Below are 19391 nucleotides of genomic sequence, written 5' to 3'. Positions count from 1 at the left end.
TGGTCGTTCCAACCGATCACACGAAGCGGGACCCATTCGTCATCGAAGAATGGGTCCCGCTTTCTGCGTGTGTACCGAGGGTGATCACACCGCGATTCGGCGGCGATTGTGGCGAGCGTGCATCTCTCGCTCGGTCTCCGACATCCCGCCCCAGATTCCGTAGGGCTCGGAAACGCTGAGTGCATGAGTGCGGCACTTGGCGAGAACAGGGCAGCTGTGGCACATTTCCTTGGCGCGCATCTCACGCTGGGCACGAGCGCGACCACGTTCGCCGTCGGGATGGAAGAACATCGACGAATCGACTCCACGGCACAAGCCGTGCATCTGCCAATCCCAGATATCGGCATTGGGCCCAGGGAGGTGGTTCGGCTGTGGCATGGGAGCTCCTAGGGTGTCTGCTCGCCGCTGACGATCCGGCGACGCGTCTTCACTGACGAAAGATGGGGAACGGGCCTGCAAAGACGTGATCATTGATATCGACTCGGCGGTGAGGGAAATTGTGCTGTTGTGTCTTCGCTTGGAGGAACACGGTCAACGGTATGTGTGTAGTCGAAATCGCGTCAATAGTTGTTCACGGTGGCAATGTGCATAGGTCGAACCCCAGAATTTAACGCTTACGACATTTACTTCGGAACATTCCCGTGCTTGCTCTACGTGTTGAAAAAGCGCCGAACTCGCGGGACCATAGGTGCGTACCGACGCCCGCCGGGCACTACGGATCTACGTCCTCGGTGTCGTTGGCCGGTGTGGGACTCGGTAAGTGTGTGGATCGTTCGGGCCTGAAAATTTCTGTATCCTCGCTGGCCAGGCGTCTGTGGATAGCGTCAGCGTCGTTGCGAACCCGGGAGCGACGCTAGGGAATCGAACGCAGTGAGCACCAGTCGGGACGGCGTCCCCGTTGCGCCACGGCGACGTCGCACGACTCGAATGAATGCAGCAGGCGTTGGTCGGCGGAGCTACTCCGGCAGTGGGTGCGATGTTTGCGATTAACCTGACGGCTACAAAATCTTCAGAAAGTGCACATCGGGAGTACATCTAATCGCATGTTAATTCCATGAAACAAATCGCGAATTCTCGCGGTATTGGGCCCAGAAGCCAGGAAATGGCAGCTGCATTGCACGCAAAAAATGCATGTGCATTGGAATGGTCGATCGCAGCTCCGGTGGTCGACCATTGCCTGCCGAGGATGTGGCATTCGGCTCTGCACGCCGCGTGCATCACTGCTCTCGGTGCAGGTGTCCTCGTGGTGTGGTCGCTCGCCCCGGAAGACGCCGTCGTACCGTTGCAGCGTGCAATTCGCAGGCGCAGGGTGGGAGCAGTGACGTGAAAGTTCGGCCGCAGAACTCGAGAGCAGCAGATGGGCAGTCGATTGCCTGGGGCGCGACGCCTGGACGGTTTCCCATTCCGACGGTCACCCCGACCGAAGGAGAATCCAGCGCCGAGGCGCGCTGGCTCAGAGCCGTCGCGTTGGGTGGGCAAGGTAGATACAGCCTCGCTCTCGCGGAGTTGAACGTAGCCGAGCGCGGGGCCGACGTCACGCGCGTGGAGCGGTCTCTGATGGCCTCTACTACTGCGTCTTGGCTGCGGCAGATGGGCGAGCACCAGAAGGCTGCTCGGTTCGACGGTGCCGCGATCGCGTGGGTCGGGATGGGCACAGCCGGCGACTCGCCGTTGGTGGCGGAGGCCAGATGCGACGCGCTCACCGGTCTCGGTGCGGATGCGCTCGGAACGGGAAGTTTCGGCGCGGCTGAGGTGGCGTTGAGCAGATGTGAGTCGCTGTTGCGTGAGCATCGACACGGCTGCGGTTTGTGGCGCCAACGGCTGAGGTTTCATTGGGTGCGAGCCGAACTATCCATGTTCTCGGGAGACGGCCCGTCGGCGGTGCGACACGCCTTGACAGCGCGCGAACTCGCCACCGAGACCATTTCGTTACGACACGTAACGAAAACGGAGTTGATAGTGGCGGCCGCACACAGTTCGGTCGGAAATGTCGAAGGCAGCAGAGAGGGCGCGTACCGCGTACTCGACGCCTGTTCGGAGCACGGACTGGTACCGCTGAGGTGGGCTGCTGCGATGTTGTTGAGCGGTCTCGGTGAGGTTACGGTCGCGGCACCGATCGTCGACGAATGCGCTGCGCTACTGAAACAACGTGGGGGCTTTCTCGCTGGTACATGAGATGACCGACCGAGCGGTTCGATTGCGCGAGGGGAAGGTCGCTATCCTTACGGGGTTCCACCTGTGGTGGAAGCGCATGCTCAACGGGCGGCGTCACTGTAACGCAGGGAATCCTTGAGCGATGAACAACACGGGTGAGGAGTTGGACTCCTTCGTCGTTGCCGCTGCGCAGGGCGAACGAGCCGCACTCTCCCGCGTATTGGAAATCATCCGTCCACTAGTCGTGCGGTATTGCCGCGCCCGAGTGGGGTCTGCCGAGCGTGGTCAGCTCTCGGCGGACGACGTAGCGCAGGAGGTCTGCTTGGCAGTCATGACCGCCCTTCCGCGCTACCAGGATCAGGGCAGACCGTTCATGGCATTCGTTTACGGCATCGCGGCCCACAAGGTTGCTGACGCCCATCGAAGCGCCTCGCGTAACAAATCCGATCCAGCCGCCGAAGTACCAGATGTCGTGTCGACGGAACACGGTCCGGAGCAGCGTGCTCTGGAATCGGAGTCGAGTAGACAGATGACTGCGTTGCTGGACACCCTCCCGGCGAAGCACCGAGAAATCCTGGTGCTCCGCCTGATCGTCGGATTGTCGGCGGAGGAAACGGCAGCCGCGGTGGGTAGTACAGCAGGTGCGATCCGTGTGGCTCAACATCGAGCCATTGCGAAGTTGAAGAACGAAGTTGTGAAAGCGGGTGAAATGTATGGCTAGGAACAACGGCCGTGATGGCATTCCCCGTATCGGTCGACTCGAAGGGTCGGCACCGACACCTGCATCCGGCGTCTCTTACGGTGATTTCGCGTCCGACTCCGGTCCCGTCGACATCGCGGCGGTGCGTCGCGACGACGAGTTCATCGAGGCCATCCGCGGTGACGGTCCGATCGCGACCGACGACGCCGACGAATACCAACTTGCCCTGCTTCTCGCGAATTGGCGATCGGAGATTGTCAGCCCGGCGTTGCCCATAGGACCCGATCTGAGCGAGGTGGCTGCCGCGGTCGATTCCGAGATCGCTGCAGCAGGCCTGCGCCGGAGGGCATCTGCCCGCTCACGTGGATTGCTCAGGCCCGTCGCAGGTGCCGCTGCCGCGATTGCCCTTGTCCTTGGTGGTCTGGTGGTGTTCTCGTACAACTCCGCGCCCGGTGACCCACTGTGGAGTGTCAAATCGGTGGTCTTCTCGCAGCAGGCAGATTCGACTGCTGCACAGATCGATACCACGTCGAAGCTGGAGCAGGCCGAGCAGCTGATCGCCTCAGGTGATGTGAACGGAGCTCAGGCTTTGCTCGCCGGCGCTGCCGAGACGACAGGTTCGGTGACCGACCAAGCTCAGAAGTCCGACCTGGAAATTTGGCTGCAGCGTCTGCTCGAACAGGTTCAGGCGGCCATCCCGACGATTCCGGCCCCGCTTCCGGCTCCGAGTGAACAGATTCCCATGGTGCCCGTCCCCGGTGTCCAGGAAGTTCCCCCCGCGCCACCGGTGACCGAGGTGCCCCCGGTGCCTCCGGTCTTGACCACAATCGATCCGGCGCTGCCACCGGTCACCGGTGTGCCGGTCACGCCGGTACTGCCCAGCGCGGAGCCGATCACGCCGACGACCGCACCGGATCTGTCGGTCCTTCGTGAGCCGACCCCGACTGCGACCGCAAGCGGCGCGACCGGTGAAGGATCGCAGACGAGCGTGAATACGCTCGAGAACGGCGGCTGAGCCGACAGAAGCTCGCACGAATCGAAGATGCCCTCCACGCTGTGCGTGGAGGGCATCTTCGATTCGATTCGAATGTGTTCACCCGAACTCGGTGTTCGGCACCGGCGTCAGTTCTCGAAGCCGTCCCCGTGTAGGGCGTCGTTCATGGAGGCGTCCGCGTAGCCGCGGCAGTAGTCCCAGGTGACGTAAGCATCGGGAACCGGGTCGTACGCCGGTTCGTGCGGACGTACGGTTCCATCGACCAGCAACTGCAAAAGATTCGCTCGCAGCATGTCCCAGTCGTGGTAGTGGTCTTGTTGGCAGTCCTCGCAGCACACCACAAGACCGCGAATTCCGCGGTGACCCAGCAGTGCTTCATAGACTGCGAGGTCTGCGAGATCCTCCTCGACGGCGAGCCTTTCCTGGGGGTCGAGCGGCTGGCCGGGCTCGATCGCATCGAGAGCGGCCGAAGGGTCGGCGGGGTCACCGGCGAAGGGGTCCGGCGGTAGACCTGGAGGCAGTTGATCGCGCACGCCTCCACGGTACGCAGGACTGGTGGGTCTGCGCCAGCCGTTGACCGCGCGACACACCCAAATATCTGTCCCATTCGTTCGGTTCGCGCCGGTTTGCGGACCGAGGACAGTGCGCGTACACGCTGGCTGACCGGAGCCGATACCATGGAACAAGGCGCCGCGGCCGAGCGCGCGCATGCGTCATGTACTCCATCCGTTCTCCAACCCGCCTTTCGTCAGCGCATCGTCCGTGCGTCGCCGAGTGGCACCCAGGCTCCAGGGAGGGCCAGATTCGCATGAGTAGTTCCGGAGCCCATGTTCGTACCGGTGGCGACGATCCCGACAAGGTCGCAATGCTCGGTCTCACCTTCGACGACGTTTTGCTGCTGCCTGCCGCATCGGATCTGATTCCGAGCGCGGTGGACACGTCCAGTCAGATCACAAGGGAGATCCGGCTTCGGGTTCCGCTCGTCAGTTCTGCCATGGACACCGTCACCGAGGCGCGCATGGCGATCGCCATGGCACGCGCCGGTGGGATGGGCGTACTGCACCGCAATCTCTCGCTGCAGGATCAGGCGTCACAGGTCGAGACCGTGAAGCGCTCCGAAGCAGGCATGGTCACCGATCCAGTCACGTGCAAGCCGACCGATTCGCTCGCGGAGGTCGACGCGATGTGTGCGCGCTTCCGCATCTCGGGTCTTCCCGTCACGGATGAGACGGGCGCACTCGTCGGGATCATCACGAACCGCGACATGCGATTCGAGGTCGATCAGAACCGACGCGTGGCCGAGGTGATGACGAAGGCGCCGCTGATCACCGCACGCGAAGGCGTCACGGCCGAGGCGGCCCTCGGCCTGCTGCGTCGGCACAAGATCGAGAAGCTCCCCATCGTCGACGGGCAAGGTGCGCTCACCGGCCTCATCACGGTCAAGGACTTCGTCAAAACCGAACAGCATCCGTACGCCACCAAGGACCGCGACGGTCGGCTGCTCGTCGGTGCCGCGGTCGGCGTCGGCCAAGATGCGTGGTCGCGTTCGATGGCTCTCACCGACGCCGGGGTGGACGTTCTGATCGTCGACACAGCGCATGGCCACAACTCGACAGTCCTCGAGATGGTCAGCAAGCTCAAAGCCGAAGTGGGCGAACGAGTTCAGATCGTCGGCGGCAATATCGCCACCCGTGCAGGCGCGCTTGCACTCGTCGAGGCAGGCGCCGACGCGGTCAAGGTCGGCGTCGGGCCGGGCTCCATCTGCACCACCCGCGTCGTTGCGGGCGTCGGTGCGCCGCAGATCACCGCGATCCTCGAAGCGGTCGCCGCGTGCAAGCCCCACGGGGTCCCGGTCATCGCCGACGGTGGTATGCAGTTCTCCGGTGACATCGCCAAGGCCCTGGCGGCAGGCGCCTCCACAGCGATGCTCGGATCGCTGCTCGCCGGTACGGCAGAGTCGCCCGGCGAGTTGATCCTGGTCGGTGGCAAGCAGTTCAAGAGCTATCGAGGTATGGGCTCACTGGGCGCCATGCAGGGTCGCGGTGCTGCGAAGTCCTTCTCGAAGGACCGCTATTTCCAGGACGACGTGCTCGCCGAGGACAAGCTCGTTCCCGAGGGCATCGAAGGGCGGGTTCCGTACCGCGGTCCGCTCACGCAGGTCATCCATCAGCTGACCGGCGGTCTCCGTGCGGCGATGGGTTACACCGGTTCGAATTCGATCGAGGACCTGCAGAACGCGCAGTTCGTGCAGATCACCGCGGCAGGCCTCAAAGAGAGCCATCCGCACGACATCACGATGACCGCGGAAGCGCCGAACTACAGCACGCGCTGAACCACGTCATACGGCAATTCCAGAAGAACTTCTAGGGAAAGGGGCGCGCGTGCGCGACCTCGTTGAAATCGGCATGGGCAGAGAAGCCCGTCGTACCTACCAGCTCGACGACATCGATATCGTGCCGTCGCGCCGTACTCGGTCGTCGAAGGAGGTCTCGACGGCCTGGCAGCTCGATGCCTACCGATTCGACATTCCGGTGCTCGCGCATCCGACCGATGCGCTGGTATCGCCGGAGTTCGCGATCGAACTGGGCAAGCAGGGTGGCCTCGGTGTGATCAACGGCGAGGGGCTGTGGGCGCGTCACCCCGATGTCCAGGCAAAGATCGACGAGCTCGTTGCCATCGCCGAGAACGATTTCGACGCCGACGCACCCGTCGCATTCCTGCAGAAGCTGCACGCAGCGCCGCTTCAGCCTGATCTTCTTGCTGCCGCGGTCGCACAGGTCCGCGACGCCGGAGTGACCGTCGCGGTTCGCGTCAGCCCGCAGAGCGCCAAGAGCTTGACTCCGGCGCTCGTTGCTGCCGGGCTCGACCTGCTGGTCATTCAGGGCACCATCATTTCCGCCGAGCACGTTGCGCACGGCGACGAGCAGCCGCTGAACTTGAAAACGTTCATCGCCGATCTCGACGTGCCCGTCATCGCCGGCGGCGTCAGTGACCATCGCACCGCGCTGCACCTGATGCGGACAGGCGCCGCAGGCGTCATTGTCGGCTACGGCTCGGTGGAGGGCGGCACCACCACCGGTGAGGTTCTCGGCATCGGTGTCCCGATGGCAACCGCCATCGCCGACGCCGCTGCCGCCCGCCGCGACTACCTCGACGAGACGGGTGGGCGATACGTTCACGTCATCGCCGACGGCGACATCGTCACCTCCGGTGGCCTTGCCAAGGCGATTGCGTGCGGTGCCGACGCCGCGGTGCTCGGTGCTCCGCTCGCTGCGGCTGCCGAGGCGCCGGGTGGCGGCTGGTATTGGCCGTCGGCAGCTGCGCATCCCTCGATGCCGCGTGGTGCACTTCTCCCCGTTGCCGCGGGCGAGCGTCCCAGCCTCGACCAGGTTCTGAACGGACCGTCGAGTGAGCCGTACGGTTCGATCAATCTGGTTGGAGGGCTTCGTCGTTCGATGGCCAAGTCCGGTTACTCCGACCTCAAGGAATTCCAGAAGGTCGGGCTCAACGTCAGAGCCTGACAGAGGCTTTCGAGATCGAACGCGTATCCCGAATTTCGGGATGCGCGTTTTTTCGTGGCTTCGCCCACCCGTGCGCGTTCAGTGACACAGGAGTGTCGTCGAACGCGCACGGTGCGTTAGCCGACCCTCGGTTGGTGATACTCGAGGTTACAGCTACAGTGGTTTGTGTCAGCTGTCACAGCCCTATTGTCAGTTCACGTTCGATGTCACGTACCCTGTGGTCTCGGTCACAGTCGAGTGGTGGTCGCGACGGGTTCGGCAAGCAAGGCTGGTTGCAGTACGTATAGGCGGAGGTCACACCGATGGGGTCACAGTCACGCACAACCGATTACGACGTGTTGATCGTCGGATCCGGATTCGGCGGAAGCGTCACGGCGCTACGGCTCGTAGAGAAGGGCTACAAAGTCGGAATCCTCGAAGCAGGCCGTCGATTCGAGGACAAGGACTTCGCCAAAACCAGTTGGGACCTCAAGCGATTCCTGTGGGCGCCCAAGCTCGGATGCTTCGGAATCCAGCGCGTACACCTTCTGCGTGACTGCCTCATTCTTGCCGGCGCAGGCGTCGGCGGCGGATCGCTGAACTACGCCAACACTCTGTACCAACCTCCCGAGCCGTTCTTCAAGGACAAGCAGTGGGCGCACATCACCGATTGGAACAGTGAGCTGTCCCCGTTCTATGACCAAGCGACGCGCATGCTCGGTGTTGTCCGCAACCCCCACATGACACCCGCCGACGAGGTCATGAAGTCCGTCGCCGAGGACATGGGCGTGGCCGACACGTTCATCCAGACTCCTGTCGGTGTCTTCTTCGGTGACGAGGCAGGAAAGACCGTCGCGGACCCTTACTTCGGTGGAGCAGGCCCCGACCGTACGGGCTGCATCGAATGCGGTGAATGTATGACTGGCTGCCGTCACGGCGCCAAGAACACATTGCTCAAGAACTACCTCGGCCTCGCCGAGCGTGCGGGTGCCGACATCATCCCGATGACGACGGTGAGCGGCGTGAAGCCCAAGCCCGACGGCACGTGGGACGTCGCCACCGAGCGCACCGGTGCGTGGTTGCGCAAGGGCCCGAAGACGTACACCGCTGCCCACGTCGTTCTGGCAGCGGGAACCTGGGGTACCCAAAATCTGCTGCACAAAATGCGCGACGAGGGTGCACTACCGCTGATCTCGGACAAGCTCGGTGAACTCACTCGCACAAACTCCGAGTCCATCGTCGGAGCTGCCAAGCTGAAGGTCGATCCCGAGATGGACCTGACGCGCGGCGTTGCGATCACCTCGTCGTTCCACCCGAGCCCCAACACCCACATCGAACCTTGCCGCTACGGCAAGGGATCCAACGCCATGGGCATGCTGCAAACCCTGATGACGGACGGCGGCGGACGCGTTCCTCGGTGGCTCAAGTTCCTGCTGGCGCTGATCGCGCATCCGCTCGACTTCGTGCGTGTGGTCAACGTCAAGCATTGGAGCGAGCGCACCATCATCGCCCTCGTCATGCAGAACCTCGACAACTCGATCACCACCTTCACCAAGCGCGGACTGTTCGGCCGCAAGGTGTCCAGCAAGCAAGGCCACGGCGAGCCCAATCCCACGTGGATTCCCGAGGGCAACGACGCGACCCGGCGGATCGCGAAGAAGATCGGCGGTGTCGCGGGCGGAACGTGGGGGGAACTGTTCAACGTTCCCTTGACGGCACACTTCCTCGGTGGTTGCGCCATCGCTTCCGATCCTGAGCACGGCGTCATCGACCCATACCACCGCGTGTACGGCTACCCGACGATGTTCGTCGTCGACGGCGCGTCCGTTTCGGCCAACCTCGGTGTCAACCCATCGCTGACCATCAGCGCGCAGGCCGAGCGTTCGGCGTCGCTGTGGCCGAACAAGGGGGAGCAGGATTTGCGGCCTCGTCAGGGCCTTGCGTACGAGCGCATCGAACCGATCGCTCCGAACAACCCCGTCGTTCCGGTCTCGGCTCCGGCGGCACTGCGTCTGCCCATCGTCGAGATTCGTAGCACCAAGCCTGCCACCACGGGTGCTGCGTAAATTGCAGGCAGTCAATCCCATTAGACTGACTGCGTGACCGCATCGCAGCAGCCCGACCCCGCACTGCCCAGGCCTGTACTCGTCGTCGACTTCGGTGCTCAGTATGCGCAGCTGATCGCACGGCGTGTGCGCGAAGCCAACGTGTATTCCGAGGTCATTTCCCACACCGCATCGGTCGAGGAGATCGCCGCGAAGAACCCGATTGCACTGGTGCTGTCCGGTGGTCCGTCGAGCGTGTACGCGGACGGCGCCCCGGCGCTCGACGCCAAGGTTTTCGATCTCGACCTTCCAGTGTTCGGGATCTGCTACGGGTTCCAAGCGATGGCGCAGGCACTCGGCGGAACCGTCTCGCACACGGGAACCCGTGAATACGGTCGGACTCAGCTGTCCGTCGGCGGCGGCGTGCTGCACGACGGTTTGCCTGCCACTCAGCCGGTCTGGATGAGCCATGGCGACGCGGTAACCGAGGCTCCCGAAGGATTCACCGTCACTGCGACGAGCGCTGGAGCACCGGTTGCGGCCTTCGAGAACGCAGAGCGACGCATGGCTGGTGTCCAGTACCACCCCGAGGTGATGCACTCCCCGCACGGGCAACAGGTTCTGAGTCGATTCCTGCATGAGACGGCCGGAATCAAGGCCGAGTGGACCGCCGCCAACATTGCGGATGCGCTGGTCGAAAAGGTGCAGGAACAGATCGGCGACACGGGGCATGCGATTTGCGGGTTGTCGGGCGGAGTCGACTCCGCGGTTGCTGCCGCATTGGTCCAGCGCGCTATCGGTGATCGCCTGACGTGCGTTTTCGTCGACCACGGTCTGCTGCGCGAAGGTGAGCGCGAGCAGGTTCAGCAGGATTTCGTGGCGGCAACCGGCGCCAACCTCGTCACAGTGGACGCTGTCGACACGTTCCTCGGTGCTCTCGACGGAGTGTCCGATCCCGAGGAGAAGCGCAAGATCATCGGCCGCGAATTTATTCGCAGCTTCGAAGGCGCTGTATCCGAGGTTCTCGGCGACAATGCCGAAAACGGAAGTGCCGTGGACTTTCTCGTCCAGGGAACGCTCTACCCGGACGTCGTCGAGTCCGGCGGTGGATCCGGTACGGCGAACATCAAAAGTCACCACAACGTCGGGGGTCTCCCCGACGATCTTCAGTTCAAGCTGGTCGAACCGCTTCGTACCTTGTTCAAGGACGAGGTACGTGCCGTCGGCCGCGAGCTGGGCTTGCCGGAAGACATCGTCGGTCGCCAGCCGTTCCCCGGGCCCGGGCTTGCCATCCGCATCGTCGGCGAGATCACCCGCGATCGCTTGGCCACACTGCGACAGGCGGATTCGATTGTCCGTCAGGAACTCACATCGGCTGGTCTGGATCATCAGATCTGGCAGTGCCCGGTCGTGCTACTCGCCGACGTCCGTAGTGTCGGAGTGCAAGGCGACGGCCGCACCTACGGCCACCCGATCGTGCTGCGTCCGGTTTCGAGCGAGGACGCGATGACGGCTGACTGGACACGCCTTCCGTACGATGTCCTCGAAACGATCTCGACCCGGGTGACCAACGAGGTCGCGGAGGTCAACCGAGTCGTTCTGGACGTGACGAGCAAGCCGCCGGGCACCATCGAGTGGGAGTGAGCGCGGCTCTTTCGGGTCATTCCGCGGGCTCCGAGCCTGCCCTACTTGCTCTTTCGTCCGGGGACGACCAGTAGCGCGAGTCCCACCACGATCGCAACGACCACGAACACCCACCGGAACTGAACGTCACCGAGTGCCTCGATGGCGGACGGGCCGATCAGCGCACTCACGCTGATGATCAGCGCTGCGAGCCCAACGAGGAACAGTACCGCCGACGGACGGGTACGAGCCCGATTCTCCTCGGTGGTGTCCTCGTCGCTGTCTCCGTATTGCCAGGTCTGCGCCATGGGAAGTCTCCTGATGAATGTGGAAGGGGGGTTCGGCGTCGGTGCGGTAAAGCGGCAGTGTCAGCCACGGACGATCTCGAGATTGCCTGCCCGAGCGGATCCGTCGATCGTGAGAACCGTCGTGTTGTCGGGCGAATTGCCCTGCTGGACAGTGTCGTTGGGGCCGCATTTGGTTTCGGCCGCGACCGCACTGCAGTCGGCGCGGATGTTCATCGAGTCGGGAATCAAGATGGTTGCATTTCCTGCGGTTACGTCGACGGCGATGGCCTTGTTCTCGGTGAGATCGAGCCCGCGGAGGTCGAGTTGGAGATCGCCTCCCTGCACGGTGTAGGACGGCCGTAGATCGGCAACGGCCGTCGGTGCGTAGTGCTGCTCTCCGGCGAACTGGCTGTCGAAGGAGACAGGCCCCAGGATCGATGCGAAGACCACGAACGCCAGCAGCGGGCCGGTGATGACAAGGAGCCCGTATCCCTTGCGCATGAAGGCGCCGAGGATCAGTCCGATCGCCACTACAGCCAGGGCGACAGCTCCGATACGCGCGGGCGAGAGCCAGTCGGCTCCGGTCGCTGCGGATATTCCGGCGGTCACAGCAGCGGCGACGAGTGCGAGGCCGATGAAGCTCGATGTCCACCGCGACCGCTCCTTCTTCTCGGTTGCCTCGGGTACGTACACCGTTGCAGGCTCGGGAAGATCCCACGCGAACGGCGCTACGCCGAGCGGATCCCAGGACGGCGGCGTCGGTCCTGCTGCGGCCACCGACTCGGGTCCAGCCTTGCTCAGATTCACCTCGCTCTGTGACGCCATTGTCTCCGAAGGTGGCGACGGAACGTAGGTCTTGGGAAGAGTCGTGTAGGGGGAGTACGCGGACGGAATGTACGACGAGACTCGGGCTTCGTAATTCGGCGGACGATACTGGGCACCTGTCCAATGGTTCGCAGTGTGCGGGCTGTATGGGGAATCGAACGACATCGGGAATCCTTGCTGGGCGTAGACCTGCGCGCCCCCGGGAAGGAACTCGGGAGGCTCGGGTTGCCGCTGATGGAGCAGCCACAGGCCCGCCAGCAAGGCCAGCATGCTGATCACTCCCGATCCGCCGAGTCCTATGCCCACCGGGCCGATAGTCGACAAAGCGATGATCAGCGCAACGACGAGGACCACCACCTTGGTGTTGGATTCGGAGCTGTTGCCTTTCCCCATGAGTGACTCTGCTGGGGAGGCGGAGTCACCGGCTTTGCTGAACAGCAGCCACGCAGCGAGATACAGGACGATGCCTGCGCCGCCGAATATGGTGCCGACGACAAGGGCGACTCGAATCAGGACAGGATCGACACCGTAGCGGTATCCGATGCCTGCTGCGACTCCTGCGACGTGGCCTCGCTGAGGCAACCGGTACGGACGAGTGCGCCACATCTGTTGGAGCTGTTCGGAGACGGTTGCGTTGCTCATAGAACCATCGTGGCGTTTCGTGTCCCGCAAAACATCAGGGATCGCCCTGATGTTTTGCCTGGAATTCAGGAATGATCGCAGAGCTCCTCGGCTTGGTAGTAGAGGTAACTACTTTCCGAATGTGAGGGGTCAGTAATGAAGATTGGGATCATCGGGGCCGGGGCCATCGGCGGAACACTGACGCGAAAGCTTGCAGCGCTCGGTCACGAGGTGAAGGTGTCCAACTCCCGCGCACCCGAGACACTGTCGGAGCTCGCCGCCGAGACAGGCGCGCAGGCAGTGTGGAACACCGAGGCTGCCCAGGACGCAGATCTCGTGATCGTGAGCATTCCGCAGAAGAACACGCCTGATCTTCCGTCGAACATCGTCGAATCGGCGAAGCCGGGAGCTCCGATCATCGAGACCAACAACTACTACCCGCAACAGCGAGATGGGTTGATCGCCGATATCGAGGGCGGCAAGCCCGAAAGCGTTTGGGTAGCAGAGCATCTCGGTTCTCGGGCCGATGATGTGGTGAAGGTGTTCAACGGCATCTACTGGAAGCACCTGCTGAGCAGCGGTGTACCGAAGGGCGAGGAAGGGCGCATTGCTCTGCCCGTCGCAGGCGCCGACGGTGCAGGCAAGTCGCTGGTGTTCGACGTCGTCGACGCGCTCGGCTTCGATCCTGTCGACGCCGGGACTCTCGCCGAGTCGTGGCGTCAGCACCCGGGCACTCCCGTCTACGGCAAGGACTACGACGCCGACGGTGTCAAAAAAGCGCTGGCCGAAGCAACTCAGGAGCGAACCGCGGAATGGCGCGCCTGATCTGAGCGAATAAATCAGGGGAGACCCTGATGCGGCGCGGTGCCGATTCGTGCCAGGATCGATGCGTGCACCCTGTCGAACCCATGCCTGCGTATCCAGGCGCCGAGCCGGCGAAGTTCTACCGGCGCGGCGGCGGGCGGATCGTTGGTGGCGTAGCAGGTGGGCTTGCCGATCACCTCGGTGTCGACGTGTTCAAGGTCCGAGTGGCGTTCGTGCTGCTGGCCATCATGGCTGGCGCCGGAATTTTCGCGTACGGACTGTTGTGGGTGTTCACCCCGGCCGGCGCCGACATCGCTCGGCCGAGCGCGGCCGAGCGTCAGCGGGCCCTCGGGCTCGCTGCGCTCGGGCTGGGGCTCGCGGCTGGTCTCGCGTGGTTGTTGAACGGTACCGCGGCGTCGGTCCTGGTGCCCGTCGTCGTTGTGATCGTCGGTGCCGCATTGGTGTGGCGCGAATTCGATTCCGAAGGCCCGCGGTCGGTGCTCGGTATGCCGAAGAAGCCGACAGTTCTCAGCTGGGCGAGGGTGGTGGGCGGTGCAACGCTGATCGTCCTGGGCCTCGGAGTCGTCGTGTTGGCTCGCGTGGACATCGCATCGGTCCGTTCGTCGTTGCTTGCGGTGATCGTCACCCTCGTCGGTGCAGCCTTGCTGACGGTGCCGGTGTGGCTGCGCATGTGGCGAACTCTGAACGCCGAGCGATCGGCACGCATCCGCAACGACGAACGTGAGGAAATCGCCTCGCACCTACACGATTCGGTATTGCAGACACTTGCTCTCATCCAGAAGCAGGCCGATCAGCCCGGCGAAGTCATGCGGCTCGCCAGAGGGCAGGAACGCGAACTGCGGAAGTGGTTGTTCGAGGGCGGGGAGCCCGACCACTCGTCGTTGGCCGAAGCACTCAAGACGATCGCGGGCGAGGTCGAGGATCAACACGGTGTCACCGTCCGCCCGATCACCGTCGGCGACGTCCAATTGTCGGCCGAGGATTCCGACGCTGGGCTGTCTCGGGAGCATTTCACAGCACTGCTCGGTGCCACCCGGGAGGCATTGGTCAACGCCGCGAAGCATTCGGGAGAGACCAACATCGACTTGTTCGCCGAAACGGAAGCCGAGCAGGTCTCGGTGTTCGTCCGCGATCGAGGGACCGGCTTCGACGAAAACGTCGTGCCGGTGGATCGACAGGGACTCGCCAAGTCCATACGCGCGAGGATCGAACGCCGCGGCGGCGAAGTATCGGTACGCTCCCAGGTCGGGAAGGGTACCGAAGTTCGAATCCTGATGCCGCGCAACGGTGGTGTCGGTCAGTCCCGAACCCACACAGTCCCCGCAGACGTGACACCCGTAGAGCAACCGACACCGCAGGAGCAGCCCAGGTGACCGACACCTTTCGTGTCTTTCTCGTCGATGATCACGCAGTCTTTCGGTCCGGTGTCCGTGCCGAGTTGGGCCGTGAATCCGATATCGAGGTCGTCGGAGAGGCGGGTGCCGTCGCAGACGCGGTCGCCGGAATCGAGGCGACGAAACCCGACGTCGTTCTGCTCGACGTGCACATGCCCGATGGCGGCGGGGTTGCCGTTCTCGGCAAGATATCTCCGGGTCCGGTGTGCCTGGCACTGTCGGTGTCCGACGCCGCCGAGGATGTCATCGCGGTCATCCGCGCAGGAGCACGCGGTTATGTCACCAAAACAATTTCCGGTTCGGAACTCGCCGACGGTGTTCGACGAGTCGCCGGGGGAGACGCTGTGTTCTCGCCTCGGCTCGCCGGATTCGTTCTCGACTCGTTCACCGGCAAATCGAACGCCCCGGAACCGCCGTTGGATCCGGAACTGGACTCGCTGACACCACGTGAGCTGGAAGTTCTTCGGCTTCTGGCGCGCGGCTACACCTATCGCGAGATCGCCGAGGACCTGTTCATCTCGGTGAAGACCGTCGAAACCCATGCTTCGAACGTGTTGCGCAAGACTCAGCAATCGAACCGAAATGCGTTGACGAGATGGGCGCACAAGCGTCGAATCGATTGAATTCGTAGACTTTCGATGACTGTCGGCCCGGCCTGTGGCTGACTAACGTTCCATGCATGTCGGACAAGAACGAATCGGTGCTGTGGTTTTCCGTCGGAGATCGGGTGTTCCTCGGCGTCGTCGCGCCGGTCGTGGGCGGGCTACTCGGATTCTTCCTCCCTCGGGTCGCGGGTTGGGCTACGACGCTTGCATGGGTGCCGTTTCAGGGGCCGCTCGAACTCGTCTCATCGTGGTCTGATTGGTGGGTGCGGTATGTGTTCACCGTCGGCGGGGTGATGCTGGGTGCCGCCTTTGTTGCGTTCGTTCTTTACAACAGTGTCAAGATCGTGGTCGCCGAGGTAGGGATTCGGCTCACCGAAAACGGCGAGACCCGCGAGATCTCCAGGTCCGCCGCGGCGACGGTCTTCCTGGACGGTAAGGAACTTGTCGTTCTCGACGGCTCGTCTCGCCAGATCGTCCGCACACCCGTCGAAGAAAGATCTGCTGCGGTCCAGCAGGCGTTCGTCTCGCACGGTTACTCGTTCGTGAAGGAAGACCCGTACAGTGAGCTGTACCGCCGCTGGGTTCCGGATACACCGTCTCTGCCCGACGAGATCAACGCGGTGATGCGCGCGCGAGCCAAGTTCTTGGAAAAGAAGGCCACCGCTGACGCCCGAGAGCTGCGTCGCGAGTTGGATCGAAATGGAATCGTCGTGCGAGACAGCAAATCCCGTCAGTACTGGCGGCCTTTGGTGCGACGGTGAATTCGCGTCTGCCGTCAAATCTTCGCAGCTCGCACCGAGATCGAGTGTGGGATATCGCAGCGACGTTATTTTCCGTATTCATCGCTGTGCTCGTGATCGCCGACGGTCTGGACCGCGGCGTGTTCTCGGATTCCAAAGCCATTGTGGTGGTCGTTCTTTCGATCGTGTCGATCATATTGCTGTGGTGGCGTCGACGGTGGCCGATCGCTGTCGCGCTCGCCTTGGCGTTGCCGACGATATTCACCGACGCCGTCGGCGGGGCCGAACTGGTAGCGATCTACACCATGGCATCGCGCAGATCATGGCAGGCGTCCGTTCCCGTTTCCGTTCTCCATCTTGCGGCGTCGCTGGTGTTCGCCGGTGTGTTCATGGACGGCGAGGCGTTTCTGTCCGCGGGCATCCTCAGTCTTGCGCTTCTCAGTATCCCGTTGACGTGGGGCTTCGTAGTCAAAGCGCGTAGAGAAGTCATCGACTCTCTGCGAGAGCGAGCCGAGCGAGCCGAGGCCGCAGCACTAGAGCGTGCCGACCGTGTTCGCGGGCAGGAACGAGAGCGCATCGCCCGAGAGATGCACGACGCGTTGGCCCACAGGATTTCGATGGTCAGTCTCCATGCGGGTGCGTTGGAGGTGCGCGTCGATGCCGACAGAGCGGAGATCGAAACTATTGCGGCGACAATTCGTGCGAGCGCGCACGGAGCCTTGGACGATCTCCGCGAAATTCTTGGAGTGCTTCGGTCCGAGGATGACAGCCCGCTTATGCGGCCCACGTCGGGAATCGGGGATATACCGTCGATAGTGGAGGAGGTGCGAGCCGTGGGCGTTGTCGTCGATTACCGAAACGATATTCCCGTGAACGCCGAGATTTCGGCAACGTCGAGCAGGACCATGTTTCGGGTTGTGCAGGAGGGTCTCACCAATACGTGCAAGCACGCGGTGGATACTGCTGTGCTGGTGCGGCTGTGGACCGCGGACGAGTATCTGAGGGTGTCGCTGACGAACGCGCTCGGGACCCGTCCCACCGAAGTGCCGGGTGCCCATTCGGGCCTGATCGGCCTGACCGAACGTGTGACCCTTGCCGGCGGGAGGCTCGAATACGGACTTCGGTTCTGCGACGGCTTACCTCGTTACGTACTGGAAGCGTGGTTACCATGGCCGGGATGATCGACGTTCTTCTCGTCGACGACGATGCTCTCGTTCGGTCGGGGCTCTCGATGATCCTGCGGTCCGACAGCGGCATTCGCGTCGTCGGTGAAGCGGCCGACGGGGAGAAGGCAATTGAATCGGTCCGAAAGCTCCGTCCCGACGTGGTGCTCATGGACATAAGAATGCCTGTCATGGACGGACTCGCCGCAACCGAGGTGGTGCGCGCGGTCCTGAATGCGCCTGCCGTGATCGTGCTGACCACGTTCGATACCGATGAATATCTTCTTCGGGCACTTCGTTTGGGTGCCAACGGTTTCCTGCTGAAAGACACGCCTCCGCGGGACATCGTCGATGCAGTGAAGCGGGTGCGCGACGGTGAGTCGATGCTGTCGCCCTCCGCCGTCGCAAAGCTTGTTCGTTCGTGGCGTGAGCATGATTCGCGCTCGGGTTCCGCAAGAACCGGTGACGCGTTGACGGCGTTGACCGATCGCGAACGCGAGGTGGCCGTCGCCGTGTCCCAGGGTTTTTCCAACGCCGAGATCAGCGCTGCTCTGTACATGAGTGTTGCGACGGTCAAAACCTATGTCTCGCGGATTCTGTCGAAACTCGGCTCGGTCAATCGCGTTCAGATTGCTATTGCGGTGTTCGAGTCGCGATAGTCGAGATCAGAGAATCGCGATGATGAGCACGATCAACAGGACGCCCACCGCGACGAGGACGGCCAAGATGACTTCAGGCGAGATGTCGACCTTGTCTCCCACTACGTCGTCGATACGGTCGAGGACAACTTCGAGTGGATTCTTCTTCTTCGGCGGATCGAATGCAGGCGGGGCATAGGGCTTGGGGGTCTGATCATCGGACAATCCACCGGAGCGTACCGCGGGGAGGCCTGCGATGGTGTTGCCGAATTCCCTGGAGGGACGCCGGGTTTCGGCGACGGGAGTAGATCGGTGCGCCCAGGCGGGAACGGTCCCGTCGGAGGAGGTGATCGGGACGCCTCGAAGATTTGCAATGTGGCCGCGGCTGCTGATGGCGGCCCGGATGATCTCGTCACGTGCCTGAGCCATCGTCGGGCGGCGCGTGTGGTCGGGTTCGAGCATGTGCAGGAGTGCCGGCGTCAGATCGCCCGACCTGGTGGGTCTGATGATCTGGCCCCTGGCGACACGATGAAGCAGTGCGATGGAATCCTGATCGATGTCGAATGGCGGCCGTCCTTCCGTGGCCGTGTAGAGCGTGGCACCGAGCGAGAATACGTCGCTCGCTTCAGTGGGATCCTGTCCGCGGGCCACCTCGGGTGCAAAGTACGCAGGCGTTCCGGTGATGACACTCGAATCCGATTCCTCGACGTCCCCTTTTGCGCGTGAAATACCGAAATCGCTGATCTTGACGATCCCGAGTGTTCGTCCGCGGTCGGCGATCAGGATGTTTCCCGGCTTGATGTCGCGATGGACGATGCCTGCTTCGTGGGCCTCGGTGAGCGCGTCCGCCACCTGCGCGCCGACTTGCGCCACCTCGTACGGCTGCAGAAACTCCGTGCTGTTCAGGGCCTGAGCCAGGCTTCGCGATGGCATGTATTCCATGACCAGCCACGGCTCGCCGTCCTCGATCGCGACGTCGTGCATTGCGATCGCATGGAGGCTTGTGAGGCGGGCGGCGATGCGGCCCTCACGCATCGCTCGGTTGCGTACCTCCCGTGCAGCTGCATCGCTCAGATGCGCCGTCGAGGTGACCTGTTTGACAGCGACCTTGCGGCCCATGAGTGTGTCCTGCGCGAGCCAGACGGCGCCCATTCCGCCGCCGCCGAGCTTGTAGGCAAGGCGGTATCTGCCTGCGAGAAGGTAGTCGGGTCCGACGACCCTTACGGTGCGCTGCTGGTCGGTCACGACCACAGGTTAGTTGACGAAGGGCACCGGTG

19 protein-coding genes are annotated in these 19391 nt (G+C 63.0%); 14 read left to right on the top strand and 5 right to left on the bottom strand.

The window, feature by feature from the left end; translation table 11 throughout:
- Window positions 1-84: 84 nt before the first annotated feature.
- Complete coding sequence (locus QMK17_RS05095; protein ID WP_283507357.1) at window positions 85-378, bottom strand: WhiB family transcriptional regulator; 294 nt, start codon at window positions 376-378, stop codon at window positions 85-87.
- A gap of 724 nt (window positions 379-1102) precedes the next feature.
- On the opposite strand from QMK17_RS05095, the gene QMK17_RS05090 reads away from it, so the two are divergent.
- The 4 genes from QMK17_RS05090 to QMK17_RS05075 all read left to right on the top strand — a co-directional run bounded on the left by QMK17_RS05090 (window position 1103) and on the right by QMK17_RS05075 (window position 3869).
- The gene (locus QMK17_RS05090) at window positions 1103-1327 is read left to right on the top strand and encodes a hypothetical protein (protein WP_283507356.1); all 225 of its coding nucleotides are present in this window, start codon (window positions 1103-1105) and stop codon (window positions 1325-1327) included.
- Window positions 1324-2175, top strand: coding sequence for a hypothetical protein (locus tag QMK17_RS05085; protein WP_283507355.1), 852 nt, complete (start codon window positions 1324-1326; stop codon window positions 2173-2175). The genes QMK17_RS05090 and QMK17_RS05085 overlap by 4 nt, the downstream gene beginning before the upstream one ends.
- 121 nt (window positions 2176-2296) lie before the next feature.
- The gene (locus tag QMK17_RS05080) at window positions 2297-2875 is read left to right on the top strand and encodes a sigma-70 family RNA polymerase sigma factor (protein WP_283507354.1); all 579 of its coding nucleotides are present in this window, start codon (window positions 2297-2299) and stop codon (window positions 2873-2875) included.
- Window positions 2868-3869, top strand: a complete 1002-nt coding sequence (locus tag QMK17_RS05075) for an anti-sigma-D factor RsdA (protein ID WP_283507353.1) — start codon at window positions 2868-2870, stop codon at window positions 3867-3869. Before QMK17_RS05080 ends, QMK17_RS05075 begins: the two co-directional genes overlap by 8 nt.
- Window positions 3870-3976: 107 nt before the next feature.
- Here the strand turns inward: QMK17_RS05075 and QMK17_RS05070 are convergent, their stop codons facing one another.
- On the bottom strand, window positions 3977-4381 hold the full coding sequence (locus tag QMK17_RS05070; RefSeq protein WP_026347520.1) for a DUF5319 domain-containing protein: 405 nt from the start codon (window positions 4379-4381) through the stop codon (window positions 3977-3979).
- A gap of 275 nt (window positions 4382-4656) precedes the next feature.
- On the opposite strand from QMK17_RS05070, the gene guaB reads away from it, so the two are divergent.
- The 4 genes from guaB to guaA all read left to right on the top strand — a co-directional run bounded on the left by guaB (window position 4657) and on the right by guaA (window position 11037).
- Window positions 4657-6180, top strand: a complete 1524-nt coding sequence (guaB, locus tag QMK17_RS05065) for an IMP dehydrogenase (protein ID WP_283507352.1) — start codon at window positions 4657-4659, stop codon at window positions 6178-6180.
- A 49-nt stretch (window positions 6181-6229) separates the two neighbouring features.
- Window positions 6230-7369, top strand: coding sequence for a GuaB3 family IMP dehydrogenase-related protein (locus QMK17_RS05060; RefSeq protein WP_283507351.1), 1140 nt, complete (start codon window positions 6230-6232; stop codon window positions 7367-7369).
- A 302-nt stretch (window positions 7370-7671) separates the two neighbouring features.
- On the top strand, window positions 7672-9414 hold the full coding sequence (locus QMK17_RS05055; protein ID WP_283507350.1) for a GMC family oxidoreductase N-terminal domain-containing protein: 1743 nt from the start codon (window positions 7672-7674) through the stop codon (window positions 9412-9414).
- Window positions 9415-9447: 33 nt separating this feature from the next.
- On the top strand, window positions 9448-11037 hold the full coding sequence (gene guaA / locus QMK17_RS05050) for a glutamine-hydrolyzing GMP synthase (RefSeq protein WP_283507349.1): 1590 nt from the start codon (window positions 9448-9450) through the stop codon (window positions 11035-11037).
- Between the two features lie 41 nt (window positions 11038-11078).
- Here the strand turns inward: guaA and QMK17_RS05045 are convergent, their stop codons facing one another.
- Together QMK17_RS05045 and QMK17_RS05040 are read right to left on the bottom strand one after the other, a co-directional pair.
- Entirely contained in the window at window positions 11079-11324 is a 246-nt protein-coding gene (locus QMK17_RS05045; protein ID WP_283507348.1) for a hypothetical protein, read from the bottom strand.
- A gap of 60 nt (window positions 11325-11384) precedes the next feature.
- Complete coding sequence (locus QMK17_RS05040; RefSeq protein ID WP_283507347.1) at window positions 11385-12770, bottom strand: PspC domain-containing protein; 1386 nt, start codon at window positions 12768-12770, stop codon at window positions 11385-11387.
- Window positions 12771-12905: 135 nt separating this feature from the next.
- Here QMK17_RS05040 and QMK17_RS05035 point away from each other — a divergent pair, with 135 nt between their 5' ends.
- The 6 genes from QMK17_RS05035 (at window position 12906) to QMK17_RS05010 (ending at window position 18135) form a co-directional block, all read left to right on the top strand.
- The gene (locus QMK17_RS05035) at window positions 12906-13574 is read left to right on the top strand and encodes an NADPH-dependent F420 reductase (RefSeq protein WP_283507346.1); all 669 of its coding nucleotides are present in this window, start codon (window positions 12906-12908) and stop codon (window positions 13572-13574) included.
- Window positions 13575-13657: 83 nt separating this feature from the next.
- Complete coding sequence (locus QMK17_RS05030; protein WP_283507558.1) at window positions 13658-14947, top strand: ATP-binding protein; 1290 nt, start codon at window positions 13658-13660, stop codon at window positions 14945-14947.
- Window positions 14944-15591 (top strand): response regulator, encoded by a 648-nt coding sequence (locus QMK17_RS05025; protein ID WP_283507345.1) that lies wholly within the window; start codon window positions 14944-14946, stop codon window positions 15589-15591. The genes QMK17_RS05030 and QMK17_RS05025 overlap by 4 nt, the downstream gene beginning before the upstream one ends.
- Before the next feature lie 56 nt (window positions 15592-15647).
- Complete coding sequence (locus QMK17_RS05020) at window positions 15648-16334, top strand: YqeB family protein (RefSeq protein WP_283507344.1); 687 nt, start codon at window positions 15648-15650, stop codon at window positions 16332-16334.
- Complete coding sequence (locus QMK17_RS05015) at window positions 16331-17494, top strand: sensor histidine kinase (RefSeq protein WP_283507343.1); 1164 nt, start codon at window positions 16331-16333, stop codon at window positions 17492-17494. Before QMK17_RS05020 ends, QMK17_RS05015 begins: the two co-directional genes overlap by 4 nt.
- Entirely contained in the window at window positions 17482-18135 is a 654-nt protein-coding gene (locus QMK17_RS05010) for a response regulator transcription factor (protein ID WP_283507342.1), read from the top strand. Before QMK17_RS05015 ends, QMK17_RS05010 begins: the two co-directional genes overlap by 13 nt.
- 6 nt (window positions 18136-18141) lie before the next feature.
- Here the strand turns inward: QMK17_RS05010 and QMK17_RS05005 are convergent, their stop codons facing one another.
- Window positions 18142-19359 (bottom strand): serine/threonine-protein kinase, encoded by a 1218-nt coding sequence (locus QMK17_RS05005; protein ID WP_283507341.1) that lies wholly within the window; start codon window positions 19357-19359, stop codon window positions 18142-18144.
- Window positions 19360-19391: the final 32 nt, after the last annotated feature.

Origin of the sequence: Rhodococcus sp. G-MC3 (genome assembly GCF_030063335.1) — a bacterium.
Taxonomy (GTDB): Bacteria; Actinomycetota; Actinomycetes; order Mycobacteriales; family Mycobacteriaceae; genus Rhodococcoides.
This window is presented reverse-complemented; position numbering and strand designations above follow the sequence as displayed.

Bases quoted from the DNA above. Each gene is read 5' to 3' on its own strand.
- QMK17_RS05095 (WP_283507357.1), bottom strand. From the start codon at position 378: ATGCCACAGCCGAACCACCTCCCTGGGCCCAATGCCGATATCTGGGAT.
- QMK17_RS05090 (WP_283507356.1), top strand. From the start codon at position 1,103: ATGGCAGCTGCATTGCACGCAAAAAATGCATGTGCATTGGAATGGTCG.
- QMK17_RS05080 (WP_283507354.1), top strand. From the start codon at position 2,297: ATGAACAACACGGGTGAGGAGTTGGACTCCTTCGTCGTTGCCGCTGCG.
- QMK17_RS05075 (WP_283507353.1), top strand. From the start codon at position 2,868: ATGGCTAGGAACAACGGCCGTGATGGCATTCCCCGTATCGGTCGACTC.
- guaB (WP_283507352.1), top strand. From the start codon at position 4,657: ATGAGTAGTTCCGGAGCCCATGTTCGTACCGGTGGCGACGATCCCGAC.
- QMK17_RS05055 (WP_283507350.1), top strand. From the start codon at position 7,672: ATGGGGTCACAGTCACGCACAACCGATTACGACGTGTTGATCGTCGGA.
- QMK17_RS05045 (WP_283507348.1), bottom strand. From the start codon at position 11,324: ATGGCGCAGACCTGGCAATACGGAGACAGCGACGAGGACACCACCGAG.
- QMK17_RS05040 (WP_283507347.1), bottom strand. From the start codon at position 12,770: ATGAGCAACGCAACCGTCTCCGAACAGCTCCAACAGATGTGGCGCACT.
- QMK17_RS05035 (WP_283507346.1), top strand. From the start codon at position 12,906: ATGAAGATTGGGATCATCGGGGCCGGGGCCATCGGCGGAACACTGACG.
- QMK17_RS05030 (WP_283507558.1), top strand. From the start codon at position 13,658: ATGCCTGCGTATCCAGGCGCCGAGCCGGCGAAGTTCTACCGGCGCGGC.
- QMK17_RS05020 (WP_283507344.1), top strand. From the start codon at position 15,648: ATGTCGGACAAGAACGAATCGGTGCTGTGGTTTTCCGTCGGAGATCGG.
- QMK17_RS05010 (WP_283507342.1), top strand. From the start codon at position 17,482: ATGGCCGGGATGATCGACGTTCTTCTCGTCGACGACGATGCTCTCGTT.